Raw genomic sequence first — 14,726 nt, forward strand, 5'->3', positions numbered from 1 at the left:
CAGTCAGTAACCAATCTCTTAGTTACTTTCTTTTTCTCACCGCTTTGTCAGCGGCGACTTTTATATCTTATCATTTCATTCAGTTGATGTCAACACTTTTTTTCAAATGTTTTTTTCAACCGTTCTTTATGATGTTATTCCCACTCGCTTCATGTCGAAGTCGTTCAGAAGGGAACGAAAAATAATTTATCATATATTCGAAAACACGTCAACACTTTTTTAAAACTTTTTTATTACATAGTAACATTGCGATGATTCCTTGCATACTTAGACAGTTCTTTAGGTGAAGCTATCCGTGCATACATGCGGAAAACCGTGCGATATCGCTTGGATATGGCATCCCGAATTTCTACTTCTAAACGTTTATCGCTTAAGTCGAACAGCATCTCATCTAATTCTTTTCGAAGCATATAACTTAACTCTTTACATTCTCTCTCATTGAACAGAAATCCTAGCATAACTGACCGCATCCTCCCTTGAGACAATACCCCATTGAACATAATGTCTTGCTTCCATAAAGCGCATTACAGCCATAAGGTGAGCTTCAGGCTGACAGCATACACCCGCTTCTGTGATTTTACAGAAAGAATGGTGCCGCTTTACTGTTATGCTCATTTTTAAGACGTTTTATCACAGGGAGGTGCGTATTCTTCATCTAGTTAACTATGCATGAGCCAAAATGTGACTGTACTCTCAATAATAGCAGCTACTAGCAGCATTGCGGTTATCCATACAGCCCCTACTCCGGTATGCTTCACCCATTCTATAATTGTAGGCACTTCGGTTCGTTTCCGTTTGCTAAAGCATCGCTGCAAAATAAGCATTCCAAATCTCATACCGTAGGCTCCTGCGATAAGAATGGCCGGAATTTCAAGTATCCCGTGCGGCAGTAAGCCCTTGACGATTGTACTTGCTAAATCAATGCCTTGTGACTCCATCATCCGAAGCAGCAGCCCGATCACCATGCCATTGATAACAAGGAATGCTGCTGGAACAATTCCTAATACGATCCCAGCAAACATAATTAAAACGGCTTTAATCGCATTGTTATAGAAAATGAACACAAAGAACGACAACTCTTGATTTTCGGATTGCATCAACTGATCCCGAATGCCCTGAATCCCTTTGAGCTGCTCCATAATAAACCCTTCAAACCCGCTCCACTGGTTCCCCAGTATGTAACCTCCAGCAAAAAGCACGACAGCGGCTAGGAGATACAAACGAATCTGCTTTAACGTATTCCACCATGATGGAAATCGAAGCATATGAACCCTCCTTTCAGACTGACCTGCAGACATAATTCTATATACTCAGCATACAGTGTAGTAAACAAGCATGACAAGCTGCAGCTTGTCGACGGGCAGCAATATATTGGATTACTTCCTGTTAAGAAGCCCTATTCCAACGGTACGAGAGGAGCAGCCCTGCTATGAATTACTTTTATGTATTTAGCGGCAAAAAAATAAAACGCGTATTTTTCCTCGCTATTGCGATGTTATTCGCCGCTGGTGTCGTTTACGTGGAGAGCGACAACATCACTGTATTTTCAGAAGGCAGCAGTCCTTCTGCGATTTACAGCGTTCCTACTGACAAAAAAATGCTCGCACTAACGTTCGATATCAGTTGGGGCGATAGCCGCATCGAGCCTATTTTACAGGTTTTGCAGGAGAAGGGTGTCAAGAAAGCAACGTTTTTTCTCTCCTCTCCTTGGAGCAAAACGCACAGTGATCTAGTGAAAAAGATCGTAAGCGCAGGCTATGAAATTGGAAGCCATGGTCACAAGCATGACAATTACAGCAGTATGAGTGATGAGGATATTCGCAAGCAAATACAAGCAGCCCATCATATTTTGACCGAAGTTACGGGGAAATCTCCGAATTTAATCCGCATGCCCAATGGGGATTTTGACAAACGTGTTCTCCAAATCGCGAATAGCCTAAATTATAAAGTTATTCAATGGGATACGGATTCATTGGATTGGAAAAATCCCGGGGTCGATACGATTGTAAACCGTGTTGTTAGCAAAGCACATCCTGGGGACATTATTCTCATGCACGCCAGTGATTCATGCAAGCAAACCCACCTCGCTCTGCCGACCATTCTGGATCAGCTGTCTGCCAAGGGATTTGAGTTCGTCACGGTCTCGGAACTAATACAACAAACCGAAATGAAGAGCAAAGCAATTCAAGATCAAGCGACCATGATGGAGCATTTGCAAAATGCAGTTGGCATGTAAGGTGATAAACAAGAAAGCTGACGGATTTCCGTCAGCTTTTTACTGTGCCCAGCAGTCGATGCAGCATCAAAATTTGATATGCATTGCAGATTGCGAGCGGTATGTATACGAACCAAGTAGCCATATTTCCAATATTAAGTGCTGACAATGTTTCAACTGTGGTGATGGCAATCATAAAGAATAAGGTTGGAATGAGAGCTGTTGCATTTGTCGCTTTAACTTTCCAATAGGAAACAACGACAGCGAATACAAGGACGACTACGCCTAATAAGATATCCTCATATCCTCCTCTTGCTGCACCTTCTGGCCTGTCAACTAACAACATCCGTAAAAACATTAGATCCAGCAGAGCAATTACAGTCAATACGACCTGAACATACGGCCATCCTTTCTTAAACAGACCTATGGCAATATAATTCAATGTCAAGTATGCGAAAAAGCCCATCTGAGAATAGACGCTTATCATACATCCGCTCAAAATCAGTTGAAGCACATTAAGCATAATGTCCACTGGTCCTCTAAAATTGCCCATTTCCCCTTGAAATACTTGTAATGCGAGGCCAATGACGAGACTAATCGCCCCACCAATACATGTAGTCGTCCAAAATAAATAAGACCATTTTTTCAAATTCATGGTGCTCCACCTCCGCAATGTTCATTATTTTACCAATGTTCTCAGCAAAAAACTATCATTGTCAAACATAATTCATAATTTCCTCCACATACTACGCGTGAGGGACATGGACAGAAGGGAGCGAAGCTGTTATGAAGGCACCACTGGGCAAGCTTGCGATTGTCAGTCTTATCGTAATCGTGCTGTTGACCTCTTGCGGCATGGAGCAGCCCACACAAAGCAGTAATCTCGATTATAAAGAAGTCAAAACGATGGTTGTCGATATTTTAAAGACTGAGGAAGCTCAAAAGGCGATCCAATCAGGGCCATCAGGCGGTGGCGGCGGCGGTATGCAAGCCCAATCGCTTACCATGCAGCAGCAGGAGCAATTACGTACAGCTGTTAAGGATACACTTGTATCACCTGAATATGAAAAAGTGCTGGATAAGGTGATGAAGGATCCGAAATTCGCCGGGGAATTCGCTAAGGCTGTCAGCAAAGAAAATAAACAGATCCTGAAAGCATTAATGAAGGATCCAGAATATCAGAAGGATTTTGGGGATATTGTAAAATCACCGGATATGATGAAATCCTATTTGGATATGGTGAAAACACCGGAGTATCGCAAACAGCTTCAAACGGTAATGAAAGACGCAATGAATAGCCCTTTATTTAAGCTTGAAGTTATGGACTTATTAGGAAAGGTCGTTAAGGAAGAGCTTCAGCCGAAGGAAAAAGGTAAGGAAGGACAGAAAAAAGGCGGAGAAAAGCAAGGCGGCGGCGAGAGTGGAGGATCTGAAGAAGAGGGCGGAAGTAGCGAAGGCTAATAGTTACGCTATCCCCTTTTGAAATCAAAATGGAGAGGAGCTCCTGATTTGGGCCCTCTCCAATCTTGATCTTGTTATATCGAACCGGCTTGTATCTTTGCATCAACAGCCGTTGCCAGTTCATCGAACAGCTTCCCAATTGGGGAATCAGCCTTATATATAGAAGGTGCATAATCTGGCTCAGCAGGATGGTTGTCAGGAGCACCAAGCGGGAGCTGTGCAAGCAAATCAACATGAAGCTCATCTGCAAGCTTCGCACCGCCACCGCGTCCAAATACATACTGCTTCTCGCCACACGAGCCGCATTCCAAGTAGGACATATTTTCAACGATCCCAATAATGTCATGCTTCGTATGAACGGCCATCGTTCCTGCGCGCGCTGCAACAAAAGCAGCTGTCGCATGCGGTGTTGTAACGATGATTTCTTGGCTTTGCGGAATCATCTGATGGATATCGAGAGCGACATCCCCCGTACCCGGCGGCAAGTCGAGAAGCATGTAGTCTAGATCTCCCCATTGTACTTCTTGGAAGAAATTACGCAACATCTTGCCAAGCATCGGACCACGCCATACGACCGGACTATTGTCTTCCACAAAGAATCCCATGGACATTACCTTCACTCCAAAGCGCTCTTGCGGAATGATATAGTTGTCCACCACTACTGGGCGATCTTCTATTCCCATCATATCAGGTACACTAAACCCATAAATATCTGCATCTATAAGACCAACACGCTTACCGAGACGAGCAAGCGCAACCGCAAGATTCACGGTAACCGTTGATTTTCCAACCCCGCCCTTACCGCTCGCAATTGCAATGAACTTGACTCCAGATTCCGGATCCAAGATAGGATGCTGCTCTAATCCCGTACCATGTCCGCGAGGAGCAGTGCCTCCTTGAGCGTTACGGCTCGCATTCGCTTGCTCCGGAGATTGCCCTTGCATCGCTATCCCTGCAGCATTACATTCAGCTTCAGAAGCAATCCGAGTACGCACATATACATTGTGATGTCCAATTCTAGCCAAACGTTCCTTAATCTGTTCGGCCAGCGATTCGCGTGCGGCTGCATCTGCTGCCTGCGGCGCTACGATAGCCGTCAGCTTCACTTCATCTTGCTTAATCATCATATCGCGAATCCAATGAAGGCTTGTCATGTCTTGTCCGGACACCGGCTCTTGCAAGCCCTGCAGCGCTTGCAGCACTTCTTCTTTCGTCGTCATGATGGCACCTCGTCTCCTATGAAGTTCATATCGGTCACTATGTAACCGCTTCTATTATAGCATAAGGTCCTCATTTCCCAGTCTTTTCCCCTGCAATATATCGCAAAATTCCCTTGTAAATGGATGCAGCTAACTTACGCTGATATTCTTCATTAGCCAACATTCGCGATTCTTCCGGATTTGATAGGAATCCAGACTCCACCAATACAGAAGGGATTGAGATATGATCCATAAAGTAAAGCTTTCGATCCGTCGGTTTGGCTTCCCGATCGGTATTGCCCAAATTCGTTCGAATTTCAGCTTGAATCCACTTCGCTAAACGCTCATTATCGGGATGGCGATTCGTATAAAAGGCCTGTGCCCCACTCCAGCGCGAAGAAGGAACACTGTTCATATGGAGACTAATGACGACGTCCACTTTCTTTTCCTCGATATAGCTTACACGCTTCTTCAAGTCCTCAGCTTTCCTTCGAGAATAACCTTTCGTATTCTTATCTGCCAAATCATAGTCTCCTTCACGTGTCATGACAACAATAGCACCTGCTTGCTGCAAATAATCCCGTAACAAAAGCGCAATCGTTAAATTGATATCCTTTTCGAGCAGTCCTTCACGACCTACAGCTCCCCCATCCACGCCTCCATGCCCCGCATCGATTGCAATCACTTTGCCTGATAACGGAATCGACCAATACGTCCACGTTTTCGATACCGGCATCTCCATTGTCATTACCGTGATGACGGCAAGCACCAGGCATAGGCTTATCACCCATTGGCGGACATTACGCAACGGTATCCATAAGATTGACGTTTGTCTTCGTTTTTGTTTCATTTGTCCCCATCTCACATTTTTCACAAAAAAGTCCACCTCCGCTCCATAAAGACTCCTAATCATCTATATGGGACGAGGTGGACAAATATACGTTCTCTGCCGAAGGTTCCTCTATTCAATTCGTACGAGCAGTTGTGGAATGTGCCATTCCTTCGATTAAGATACGGGCTACCTCCGGTCTCGAGAACTCTGGCGGAGGACATGTTCCCTCACGCAATAAGGCACGTACCTTCGTCCCCGACAAGGTCAAATGATGGGTCGCACTGTGAGGGCAGGTTTTGTTGGAGGCCATACCGCCACATGTCCTGCAATAGAAGCTATGCTCAAAGAACAAAGGCTGTATTCCTAGTTCTCCTGGTTCGAAGGAGCTGAATATATGCTGAGCATCATAGGTGCCGTAATAATCGCCTACTCCTGCATGATCGCGGCCAACAATGAAATGTGTACAGCCGTAGTTTTTCCGTACGATGGCATGGAATATGGCTTCTCTTGGCCCCGCATAACGCATTGCAGCTGGGAATACTCCAAGAAATACTCGATTCTCTGGATAATAATTCGCTAGTAATGCTTCATAACTGCGCATGCGCACATCAGCAGGGACATCATCAGATTTGGTTTCCCCAACGAGCGGATTTAAAAATAATGCATCTACAATTTCCATTGCACTCTTCTGAATATACTCGTGTGCACGATGAACCGGATTTCGCGTTTGGAAGCCTACAATCGTTCTCCAGCCTTTGTCCGCAAATAATCGACGAGTCTCCGCCGGATCAAAATAATATTGGGTAAACTGATCCGGCTGCTTTCGCTCCAATACGGACACCTTGCCTCCTACATATGTAGAAGGTCGCTTCAGAAGCTTCTCGACCCCAGGATGCGCCGTATCCATCGTTCTGTAGATTTGTTCTGCTTCATGCAGTAAGTCCGCCTGATAGATGCTTTCGATGTCAATAGTGCCATACAGTTTTCCATCCTCTTCCCCAACTAATGCTGCCGTTTCTCCAATCGAGAGTTCCTTTGCAACTTCATCAGTCACTGCCAACGTAATAGGCAAGCTCCATATGATGTCATTTGCCAGCCTCATCCGAGCTACTACACTCTTATAATCGTCCTCATTCATAAAGCCTTCTAGTGGAGAAAAAGCCCCTACCCCGATCATTTCTAAATCTGATAATGTCCGACCGTCTATTTGGATATGCGGCAAAGCTGCCGCCTCATTGCGTTTATGTTCCTTATCAACTTCCAGTACTAGTCGATTGACTAGTATCCTCCCGTGAGGTTCTATTGTTGGCATAGTGGTTTCCACCTCTCCTCTCGCAGCAACAATACTCCTATTATTCGATGAAAGATAAGTTTAGATTATGAGCTCCACATTTACACTTGTGCAATGCCTTTTAACTTTTAATGGCTATAAAATTACTTATGAAGTCCACATTCAACTTTCTCTGTGCCTGACCAACGACCAGAACGAGGGTCTTCACCAGCTTGAACAGTTCGTGTGCAATATGAGCAACCTATACTGGGATATCCATGATCGTGAAGCGGGTTATAAATGACACCATTAACACGGATATAATTCCATACATCTTCTGATGTCCATGCAGCTAATGGATTGAATTTAATAAGGCCAAATTTAGAATCGTATTCAACTTTTCGTGCATTGGCTCTTGTTGGTGCTTGATCTCGGCGAATCCCTGTTATCCAAGCATCATATTTACTAAGAATACGTGTGAGTGGTTCTACCTTCCGCAAATTACAGCATTGATTGGGATCTCGGAGCCATAGTTCATCACCGAACTGTTCAGCTTGCTTCTGAGGGGAAAGTTGTGGGGTGACACGAACAAAATCCAAACCATATTGTTCAGAAATTCGATCTCTCGTGTCATAAGTCTCATTAAAATGGAAATCGGTATCTAAGTAAAATATATCGGTTGAAGGACTGATTCGCTGCAGCATATCTACCAATACAACGTCTTCGGCGCCAAAACTGCAGGCAAATGTAATATTCGGAAAGGTCTCTACCGCCCAGGCAACGACTTCTTCCGGCTTCGAGTGCTCGAATTGCTCAGCCATCTCGTGAATGAGGGCCTCTTTCTCCAACAAATTCATTTTCGCATCCTCCAAATACTCGCCTTATTATTCCTAGTATTTTGATATGTTTTATATAATAAATAATTATAGATCGTTTCCACGCTTTGTCAATTCGAAAATTAGAAATTAAAGAAACACGTACGATAACAGCCTATTCCAGGCGGATGTTTAAGGTGATTGTAAAGTTGGAGAGATTGATGCTTTGCGTTGAGGAGAAATGAATGACATTATTGGACAAACAAAAAAGCCCTTCTTGGCCATAGACCAAGAAAGGGCTGTATGTTCGGTAATCCAATCTTAACGTTTGGAGAACTGAGGTGCGCGACGAGCTGCTTTAAGACCGTATTTCTTACGTTCTTTCATACGAGGGTCGCGAGTCAAGAATCCTGCTTTTTTCAAAGCTGGACGAAGCTCAGGGTCAGCCTTGAGCAATGCACGGGAAATGCCGTGACGAATTGCGCCAGCTTGACCGGAGATGCCGCCACCATGAGCCAATACCAACACATCGTATTTGCCGAGTGTTTCTGTAAGGTTCAATGGTTGCTTCACGATAAGCTTCAAAGTTTCCAAACCAAAGTATTCATTAAGGTCACGTTTGTTGATCACGATGCGGCCTTCGCCTGGTACAAGGCGAACACGCGCTACGGAATGCTTACGACGACCTGTCCCATAGTATTGTACTTGTGCCATGAAACTGTCCTCCCTTTATTTATTATCCGCGAAGTTCGTAAACTTCAGGTTGTTGTGCTTGATGTGGATGCTCAGCGCCTGCATATGCTTTAACGCGAAGCTTCATTTTGTTACCCATGCGAGTCTTAGGCAACATCCCTTGAACAGCAAGTTCGATCATACGCTCTGGCTTGTTGTTCAACATTTCTTGAGCCGATGTCACTTTCAAACCGCCTGGATAGTGGGAGTGACGATAGTATTTCTTGTCAGTCAATTTCTTACCTGTCAACACGATTTTCTCAGCGTTGATGATAACAACGAAATCACCGCCGTCAACATGTGGCGTGAAAGTTGGTTTGTGTTTGCCGCGAATAAGTGCAGCTGCTTCGCTCGCCAAGCGGCCAAGTGTCTTACCTTCAGCGTCGATAATGAACCATTTGCGCTCAACGTCAGCTGGCTTCGCCATGTAAGTGGTACGCATGAAATATCCTCCTTAATAACATTCGTTCCTGTCTAGCTTGTGTATATTCGTTCAATCGTTAATTTCCATTCAAGAACTGCAATCTGCAGTGTGATTTCTTTGGGGGGCTGTGGGAAAGCCTAAAGAAACACAAAAGTTATTTTACAACAGATTAGTGCATAATGCAAGGAATTCTTTCGAATCACTCGGATACGTTGTTTATGAGGTCAAGACGCTCTTCGCCGCCATATTCCACGCTCCACAGCATCAGTCCTTGAGGAACAGCCAAGGGACCTGCCACCTGGCGATTCTTCGCTTCAAGAATGCGTGGGATATCATGAGGTGCGAGCTTGCCTTGTCCCACCCGTATCATCGTACCTGCAATGATGCGAACCATATTGTATAAGAAGCCATTGCCTGTCACGACGATATGGATCCTCCCGCGGCCTTCTTCCCCCGTTTCGCTTGGTTCATATTCGATGTGGGCATCATAAATGGTGCGAACATTGCTCACCTTCGTCGACTTCGGAGAAGTAAACGAGGTAAAGTCATGCTCCCCTATTATATGTGTAATGGCTTCTTGCATTGCACGGACATTCAGAGGCTTCGGGTAAAAGAACTCGGTCAACCTCCGGAATACATCCGGTTTCCGCTCTGCAATGATGGAGTAACGGTATGTCTTCCGCTTCGACGAGTAACGAGAATGGAATGACAATGGCGCCTCCCACGTCTCACGGATGACAATGTCATCTGGCAAACGCGAATTGATCGCAATCGTCCACCGGTCAATCGGAATCGCCGATTCGGTCATGAAGTTGAATACTTGGCCGTAAGCATGCACTCCTGCATCTGTCCGACCTGAAGCATGAATGCTTATAGATTCATTCGTCAGCATTTTAATAGCTTGCTCAATCCGACCCTGTACCGTGTCTTCATTCGGCTGTATCTGAAAACCGCTGTAAGCTGTTCCATCGTAGCTTACAAGCATTCCTATGTTACGCATGAAGACTCCTTTCATTCACTGCTCTGCGTGGCAGGGCAGTCGCTGCCATCTCTATTTGCATAAAGATAGCCGCTGCATTGCGTAAGTTCTTGCATTCATTCACCACATGAGATATAGCATATAAGGTTCATAAGTGAATCATTGCAAGAGTCATGACTGGAGACCAACAGGAGTTGGCTCCAATCCGACACAGTTAAAAAGAAAAGCTCCTCATGGGAGCCTTCTTTCACGTCGCTGTTACACGACGTATTGAACGTATTTTCTAACCGCAATTACGCGCGGTCAACCAGTTCCAAATAAACCATAGGCGCGGAGTCGCCACGGCGTGGTCCCAGTTTCATGATACGTGTGTAGCCACCTGGACGCTCTGCGTAACGTGGTGCAAGCTCCGAGAACAGCTTTTGGATTGCATCTTGTTCACCGTTCAACGTTTCGCGACGAACGAATGCTGCCACTTGACGGCGAGCATGCAAGTCACCGCGCTTCGCCAACGTGATCAACTTTTCAGCGATGGAACGAACTTCTTTCGCTTTCGCTTCAGTTGTTTGGATGCGCTCATATAAGAACAAGTCAGTAACCAAGTCGCGGAACAAAGCTTTACGCGCGCTAGAGTCACGACCCAACTTTTGGTATGCCATTGCTATTTCCCCTCCTTCTATGCCAAGTCCCGTTTAGTCTTCCATGCGTAAGCCCAATCCGAGTTCTTCGAGCTTCTCTTGAACTTCTTCCAAAGATTTGCGGCCCAAGTTGCGAACCTTCATCATATCTTCTTCCGTTTTCGTAATCAGCTCTTGAACCGTATTGATGCCGGCACGTTTCAAGCAGTTATAGGAACGAACGGAGAGATCCAGCTCTTCGATAGTCATCTCAAGAACTTTCTCTTTCTTATCTTCCTCTTTTTCAACCATGATTTCTGCGTCTTTCGCTTCATCAGTCAGACCAACGAAGAGCATCAGATGCTCTGTGAGGATCTTCGCGCCGAGGCTAACCGCTTCTTCTGGTCGAATGCTTCCGTCACTCCATACTTCAAGCATCAGCTTGTCGTAGTTGGTTACTTGACCAACACGAGTGTTCTCTACTGTGTAGTTCACACGCGAGATTGGTGTGTAGATCGAATCAACTGGAATGACACCGATTGGCTGATCTTCCCGTTTGTTGCGATCTGCTTGTACGTAACCACGTCCACGATTCGCATAAATGCGCATATGGAGTCTCGAACCTTGTGATAATGTCGCAATGCGGAGATCCGGGTTCAAAATTTCCACATCACTATCCGCTCGAATATCGCCAGCCGTTACTACCCCTTCGCCTTCCGCATCGATTTCGAGAATTTTCTCTTCATCGGAGTGAATTTTCAGCGATAGGGCCTTCAAGTTCAAGATAATCTCAGTAACGTCTTCATAGACGCCTGGGACTGTCGAGAACTCGTGCAAGACACCGTCGATTTGAACGGACGTCACTGCTGCACCGGGCAACGAGGAGAGGAGAATACGGCGCAGGGAGTTACCCAGCGTCGTACCGTATCCACGCTCTAATGGTTCTACGACAAATTTGCCGTATGTGCCTTCCTCATTGACTTCCACGGTTTCAATCTTCGGCTTTTCGATCTCAATCACTATATAACCCTCCTTAAAACGTCGCTGGCGTTCATTAACGTCAAACACCTACGGTCGGTCGATTCATGCAGTATGCCTAAACAACCATTCTTCCCAACAGGCGCTAGCTTAATACTACACGCATCGGTGTTGCCGTCATTATACGCGACGACGTTTTGGTGGGCGGCAGCCGTTGTGCGGGATTGGCGTTACGTCTTTGATCATGCTAACTTCCAAACCTGCAGCTTGCAGAGAACGGATGGCAGCTTCACGACCTGCGCCTGGGCCTTTAACCATAACTTCTACCGTCTTCATGCCATGTTCCATAGCAGCTTTAGCTGCGGATTCAGCAGCCATTTGAGCTGCGAATGGCGTAGATTTACGGGAGCCTTTATAGCCCAAACCGCCGGAGCTAGCCCAAGAAATTGCGTTGCCGTGTGGATCCGTGATAGTCACGATCGTGTTGTTGAACGTGGAACGGATATGAGCCACACCAGTCTCAATATTTTTACGGTCACGACGTTTTGTACGTACGACTTTTTTTGGTTTTGCCATTGCTACTTATCCCCCCTTATTACTTCTTCTTGTTCGCTACAGTACGACGAGGGCCTTTACGTGTACGAGCATTTGTTTTCGTGCGTTGTCCACGAACAGGCAATCCACGGCGATGACGGATACCACGATAGCATCCGATTTCAACCAAACGCTTCAAGTTCAGAGAAATCTCACGACGAAGGTCACCTTCAACCTTAACCGTTTTGTCAATCAGCTCACGAATTTTGTTTACCTCATCTTCCGTCAAATCGCGAACGCGAGTATCAGGGTTAACGCCAGCCTCAGCAATTACCTTTTTAGAAGTTGTTTTACCAATACCAAAAATGTATGTCAAGGCGATCTCAACGCGTTTATCCCGTGGCAAGTCTACACCAGCTATACGAGCCATTTACGCTACACCCCCTTCTATTATCCTTGTTTTTGTTTGTGTTTCGGATTTTCACAGATTACCATAACGTTGCCTTTGCGACGAATGACTTTGCATTTCTCGCAAATGGGCTTAACAGAAGGTCTTACCTTCATGCTGAATACCTCCCAGTTTCTCAAGTAGCACGTCAAACCGTCTTCCTGACGCGTGAACGGCCTGCAAGTTCATGCAAGCGCGACTCGGAACGATCCGAGCACTACTTCCGATATGTGATGCGACCTTTACTCAAATCGTATGGCGACAGTTGAACGACCACTTTGTCCCCCGTCAGGATACGGATGAAATGCATCCGCAGCTTTCCGGAAACGTGGGCAAGAATTTGGTGACCATTCTCCAGCTCAACACGGAACGTTGCATTCGGCAACGGTTCAATTACAACACCTTCAACTTCAATTACATCTTCTTTGGCCAACGTCATTCTCCTTTCTCATCAGCATGTGCAGCGGCTTGTTGTTCAGCATGCTTCGCTATGACATAACGTAGCTTGCTGTTCGTTACCCGTCCGCTTTCGTGTAAACTATGGACAACTTCATGGCTAATTGCAGGTTGCAATTCGAGATGAAGCAAGTTTTTACGCTTTGGTTGATCAAACTTTCGTTTGTCTCCGTCCGCTATCTTGACGTAGCGCGACTCTTCAATGCCGACAATAACCGCATATTTGCTTTCATCACGACCTTGAAGAACCTTGACGAATTGGCCGAGACGCGGAGTCGAATATTCATTCATGCCTCTCACCTACTCAACCAGCTTCGTCAAAATTTCGCATCCGTCCGGCGTTACAGCTACCGTATGCTCGAAATGAGCACACCATGAACTGTCCACCGTCACGACCGTCCAGTTGTCTGCGAGCGTTTTGACGTGACGCCCACCGGCAATGACCATCGGCTCAATCGCGAGCGCCATGCCCGGCTTTAAGCGTGGTCCGCGGTCCGGAATGCCGTAGTTCGGAATTTGCGGCTCTTCATGAAGCTCCGCACCGATTCCGTGTCCGACATATTCCCGTACAACGGAAAAACCTGCATCCTCGATCACGCGTTGAATCGCGTGCGATATCGTGTACAACCGAACATCCGGCTTAACCAGCGCTAAGCCAGCATAAAGTGATTGTTCCGTTACGTCAAGCAACTGCTGAGCTGCATCCGTAATCTTACCAACACCGTATGTCCAGGCAGAGTCGCCATGATATCCGCGGTATTCCGCACCGATGTCGATGCTGATGATGTCGCCTTCGTTTAACTTGCGCTTTCCGGGAATGCCGTGAACCAGTTCTTCGTTCACTGATGCGCAAATGCTGCCGGAAAAACCGTTGTAGCCCTTGAAAGAAGGTGTTGCTTCTTGGCTGCGAATAAACGAATCCGCGATCGAATCAAGCTCGAGAGTGGTAATCCCCGGCTCAATCGATTTCGCTAAAAGACGATGCGTTTCCGCAACAATTCGCCCAGCTTCCCTCATGAAGCCTAATTCCACTTCGGACTTACAAATGATCATGGTTTAACCCCGCAGTAAAGATACGATTTCTGACGTGACCGTATCAATTTCCTTCTCCCCGTCAACCTGACGCAACAAGCCTTTGTCCTCATAGTATGCGAGCAAAGGTGCCGTTTTGTTGATGTACTCATCAAGACGTGTGCCAACTTTCTCTTCGGAATCATCCGAACGTTGGTACAGCTCGCCTTGGCACTTATCACAAACGCCCTCTTGTTTAGGCGGGTTATAGATGACATGGTACGTCGCGCCGCAAGACTTGCAAATGCGTCGTCCTGTAAGACGCGCCAGCAGTAAATCGCGGTCAACGCTCAGGTTGATGACGTGATCAAGACTGCGACTCAGTTCCACCAAGATGCTATCCAGCGCTTCAGCTTGCGCCAATGTGCGTGGGAAACCATCGAGAAGGAAACCTTTCTCGCAATCAGGTTGTGCAAGGCGCTCTCGCACGATGCCTACCGTCACGTCATCCGGAACGAGCAGACCCTGATCAATGTATTCTTTAGCCTTCAATCCGATAGGAGTGCCTTCACCAATTGCCTTGCGGAATGCGTCTCCTGTCGAGATATGAGGAACGCCGAATTGTTCAACGATACGCTCGGCCTGTGTTCCTTTTCCTGCCCCAGGAGGCCCCATGAATAGAATGTTCATCGAATGTCACTCCCTTTATGGTAAGCACAGGCTTAACTTCGTCGGAAGTGGGGTGCTTCGATGCC

Annotated in this window: 21 protein-coding genes; 2 read left to right on the forward strand and 19 right to left on the reverse strand. The window is 46.2% G+C overall.

Translation table 11 applies throughout. From position 1 onward, the window contains the following. Positions 1-233: 233 nt before the first annotated feature. Together NO352_RS19135 and NO352_RS19140 are read right to left on the reverse strand one after the other, a co-directional pair. Entirely contained in the window at positions 234-458 is a 225-nt protein-coding gene (locus NO352_RS19135; protein ID WP_005544487.1) for a hypothetical protein, read from the reverse strand. 201 nt (positions 459-659) lie between these two features. Then, a complete protein-coding gene (locus tag NO352_RS19140) occupies positions 660-1,265 on the reverse strand; it encodes a stage II sporulation protein M (RefSeq protein ID WP_268621578.1) in 606 nt (201 codons plus the stop codon). Between the two features lie 164 nt (positions 1,266-1,429). Here NO352_RS19140 and pdaB point away from each other — a divergent pair, with 164 nt between their 5' ends. After that, entirely contained in the window at positions 1,430-2,236 is an 807-nt protein-coding gene (gene pdaB / locus NO352_RS19145; RefSeq protein WP_163979329.1) for a polysaccharide deacetylase family sporulation protein PdaB, read from the forward strand. 31 nt (positions 2,237-2,267) lie between these two features. Here the strand turns inward: pdaB and NO352_RS19150 are convergent, their stop codons facing one another. Then, a complete protein-coding gene (locus tag NO352_RS19150; RefSeq protein ID WP_289356527.1) occupies positions 2,268-2,870 on the reverse strand; it encodes a KinB-signaling pathway activation protein in 603 nt (200 codons plus the stop codon). Between the two features lie 131 nt (positions 2,871-3,001). Here NO352_RS19150 and gerD point away from each other — a divergent pair, with 131 nt between their 5' ends. After that, positions 3,002-3,676 (forward strand): spore germination lipoprotein GerD, encoded by a 675-nt coding sequence (gene gerD, locus NO352_RS19155; protein ID WP_005544494.1) that lies wholly within the window; start codon positions 3,002-3,004, stop codon positions 3,674-3,676. Positions 3,677-3,750: 74 nt separating this feature from the next. Here the strand turns inward: gerD and NO352_RS19160 are convergent, their stop codons facing one another. The 16 genes from NO352_RS19160 to NO352_RS19235 all read right to left on the reverse strand — a co-directional run bounded on the left by NO352_RS19160 (position 3,751) and on the right by NO352_RS19235 (position 14,661). After that, positions 3,751-4,896, reverse strand: coding sequence for an Mrp/NBP35 family ATP-binding protein (locus NO352_RS19160; protein WP_289356528.1), 1,146 nt, complete (start codon positions 4,894-4,896; stop codon positions 3,751-3,753). A gap of 70 nt (positions 4,897-4,966) precedes the next feature. Beyond that, positions 4,967-5,725 carry an N-acetylmuramoyl-L-alanine amidase CwlD gene (gene cwlD / locus NO352_RS19165; RefSeq protein ID WP_163979333.1) on the reverse strand — a complete coding sequence of 253 codons (759 nt, stop codon included), beginning with the start codon at positions 5,723-5,725 and terminating at the stop codon, positions 4,967-4,969. Positions 5,726-5,840: 115 nt separating this feature from the next. Further along, positions 5,841-7,019, reverse strand: a complete 1,179-nt coding sequence (gene sat / locus NO352_RS19170) for a sulfate adenylyltransferase (RefSeq protein WP_289356529.1) — start codon at positions 7,017-7,019, stop codon at positions 5,841-5,843. A 122-nt stretch (positions 7,020-7,141) separates the two neighbouring features. Then, positions 7,142-7,834 carry a phosphoadenylyl-sulfate reductase gene (locus NO352_RS19175; protein ID WP_005544498.1) on the reverse strand — a complete coding sequence of 231 codons (693 nt, stop codon included), beginning with the start codon at positions 7,832-7,834 and terminating at the stop codon, positions 7,142-7,144. A gap of 279 nt (positions 7,835-8,113) precedes the next feature. Beyond that, the gene (rpsI, locus tag NO352_RS19180) at positions 8,114-8,506 is read right to left on the reverse strand and encodes a 30S ribosomal protein S9 (RefSeq protein ID WP_005544499.1); all 393 of its coding nucleotides are present in this window, start codon (positions 8,504-8,506) and stop codon (positions 8,114-8,116) included. 22 nt (positions 8,507-8,528) lie between these two features. After that, a complete protein-coding gene (gene rplM, locus NO352_RS19185) occupies positions 8,529-8,966 on the reverse strand; it encodes a 50S ribosomal protein L13 (RefSeq protein ID WP_005544500.1) in 438 nt (145 codons plus the stop codon). A 181-nt stretch (positions 8,967-9,147) separates the two neighbouring features. Then, the gene (truA, locus tag NO352_RS19190; RefSeq protein ID WP_005544501.1) at positions 9,148-9,948 is read right to left on the reverse strand and encodes a tRNA pseudouridine(38-40) synthase TruA; all 801 of its coding nucleotides are present in this window, start codon (positions 9,946-9,948) and stop codon (positions 9,148-9,150) included. 272 nt (positions 9,949-10,220) lie between these two features. Next, on the reverse strand, positions 10,221-10,586 hold the full coding sequence (rplQ, locus tag NO352_RS19195) for a 50S ribosomal protein L17 (protein ID WP_005544503.1): 366 nt from the start codon (positions 10,584-10,586) through the stop codon (positions 10,221-10,223). Between the two features lie 33 nt (positions 10,587-10,619). Further along, entirely contained in the window at positions 10,620-11,564 is a 945-nt protein-coding gene (locus NO352_RS19200; protein ID WP_005544505.1) for a DNA-directed RNA polymerase subunit alpha, read from the reverse strand. 138 nt (positions 11,565-11,702) lie between these two features. Further along, positions 11,703-12,098: a 30S ribosomal protein S11 gene (rpsK, locus tag NO352_RS19205; RefSeq protein ID WP_021252440.1), complete on the reverse strand. Its 396-nt coding sequence runs from the start codon at positions 12,096-12,098 to the stop codon at positions 11,703-11,705. 19 nt (positions 12,099-12,117) lie between these two features. Further along, the gene (gene rpsM, locus NO352_RS19210) at positions 12,118-12,486 is read right to left on the reverse strand and encodes a 30S ribosomal protein S13 (protein WP_005544507.1); all 369 of its coding nucleotides are present in this window, start codon (positions 12,484-12,486) and stop codon (positions 12,118-12,120) included. A gap of 20 nt (positions 12,487-12,506) precedes the next feature. Next, positions 12,507-12,620, reverse strand: a complete 114-nt coding sequence (rpmJ, locus tag NO352_RS19215) for a 50S ribosomal protein L36 (RefSeq protein ID WP_003333770.1) — start codon at positions 12,618-12,620, stop codon at positions 12,507-12,509. Positions 12,621-12,721: 101 nt separating this feature from the next. Beyond that, the gene (infA, locus tag NO352_RS19220; protein ID WP_005544522.1) at positions 12,722-12,937 is read right to left on the reverse strand and encodes a translation initiation factor IF-1; all 216 of its coding nucleotides are present in this window, start codon (positions 12,935-12,937) and stop codon (positions 12,722-12,724) included. Between the two features lie 2 nt (positions 12,938-12,939). Continuing rightward, complete coding sequence (locus NO352_RS19225) at positions 12,940-13,251, reverse strand: KOW domain-containing RNA-binding protein (RefSeq protein ID WP_005544523.1); 312 nt, start codon at positions 13,249-13,251, stop codon at positions 12,940-12,942. Between the two features lie 9 nt (positions 13,252-13,260). Then, the gene (map, locus tag NO352_RS19230; RefSeq protein ID WP_040735556.1) at positions 13,261-14,013 is read right to left on the reverse strand and encodes a type I methionyl aminopeptidase; all 753 of its coding nucleotides are present in this window, start codon (positions 14,011-14,013) and stop codon (positions 13,261-13,263) included. Between the two features lie 3 nt (positions 14,014-14,016). Further along, entirely contained in the window at positions 14,017-14,661 is a 645-nt protein-coding gene (locus NO352_RS19235; RefSeq protein WP_005544525.1) for an adenylate kinase, read from the reverse strand. Positions 14,662-14,726: the final 65 nt, after the last annotated feature.

The sequence above is a fragment of the Paenibacillus sp. S-12 genome (assembly GCF_030363895.1).
Lineage (GTDB): Bacteria > Bacillota > Bacilli > Paenibacillales > Paenibacillaceae > Paenibacillus_B > Paenibacillus_B alvei.

What these genes read in the sequence shown, in the direction of transcription:
- NO352_RS19175 (WP_005544498.1), bottom strand. Translation starts at nt 7,834, where the DNA reads ATGAATTTGTTGGAGAAAGAGGCCCTCATTCACGAGATGGCTGAGCAA.
- rpmJ (WP_003333770.1), bottom strand. Translation starts at nt 12,620, where the DNA reads ATGAAGGTAAGACCTTCTGTTAAGCCCATTTGCGAGAAATGCAAAGTC.
- NO352_RS19135 (WP_005544487.1), bottom strand. Translation starts at nt 458, where the DNA reads ATGCTAGGATTTCTGTTCAATGAGAGAGAATGTAAAGAGTTAAGTTAT.
- sat (WP_289356529.1), bottom strand. Translation starts at nt 7,019, where the DNA reads ATGCCAACAATAGAACCTCACGGGAGGATACTAGTCAATCGACTAGTA.
- NO352_RS19235 (WP_005544525.1), bottom strand. Translation starts at nt 14,661, where the DNA reads ATGAACATTCTATTCATGGGGCCTCCTGGGGCAGGAAAAGGAACACAG.
- gerD (WP_005544494.1), top strand. Translation starts at nt 3,002, where the DNA reads ATGAAGGCACCACTGGGCAAGCTTGCGATTGTCAGTCTTATCGTAATC.
- NO352_RS19160 (WP_289356528.1), bottom strand. Translation starts at nt 4,896, where the DNA reads ATGACGACGAAAGAAGAAGTGCTGCAAGCGCTGCAGGGCTTGCAAGAG.
- pdaB (WP_163979329.1), top strand. Translation starts at nt 1,430, where the DNA reads ATGAATTACTTTTATGTATTTAGCGGCAAAAAAATAAAACGCGTATTT.
- truA (WP_005544501.1), bottom strand. Translation starts at nt 9,948, where the DNA reads ATGCGTAACATAGGAATGCTTGTAAGCTACGATGGAACAGCTTACAGC.
- NO352_RS19150 (WP_289356527.1), bottom strand. Translation starts at nt 2,870, where the DNA reads ATGAATTTGAAAAAATGGTCTTATTTATTTTGGACGACTACATGTATT.
- rplQ (WP_005544503.1), bottom strand. Translation starts at nt 10,586, where the DNA reads ATGGCATACCAAAAGTTGGGTCGTGACTCTAGCGCGCGTAAAGCTTTG.
- NO352_RS19140 (WP_268621578.1), bottom strand. Translation starts at nt 1,265, where the DNA reads ATGCTTCGATTTCCATCATGGTGGAATACGTTAAAGCAGATTCGTTTG.
- rplM (WP_005544500.1), bottom strand. Translation starts at nt 8,966, where the DNA reads ATGCGTACCACTTACATGGCGAAGCCAGCTGACGTTGAGCGCAAATGG.
- rpsK (WP_021252440.1), bottom strand. Translation starts at nt 12,098, where the DNA reads ATGGCAAAACCAAAAAAAGTCGTACGTACAAAACGTCGTGACCGTAAA.
- cwlD (WP_163979333.1), bottom strand. Translation starts at nt 5,725, where the DNA reads ATGAAACAAAAACGAAGACAAACGTCAATCTTATGGATACCGTTGCGT.
- rpsM (WP_005544507.1), bottom strand. Translation starts at nt 12,486, where the DNA reads ATGGCTCGTATAGCTGGTGTAGACTTGCCACGGGATAAACGCGTTGAG.
- NO352_RS19225 (WP_005544523.1), bottom strand. Translation starts at nt 13,251, where the DNA reads ATGAATGAATATTCGACTCCGCGTCTCGGCCAATTCGTCAAGGTTCTT.
- map (WP_040735556.1), bottom strand. Translation starts at nt 14,013, where the DNA reads ATGATCATTTGTAAGTCCGAAGTGGAATTAGGCTTCATGAGGGAAGCT.
- rpsI (WP_005544499.1), bottom strand. Translation starts at nt 8,506, where the DNA reads ATGGCACAAGTACAATACTATGGGACAGGTCGTCGTAAGCATTCCGTA.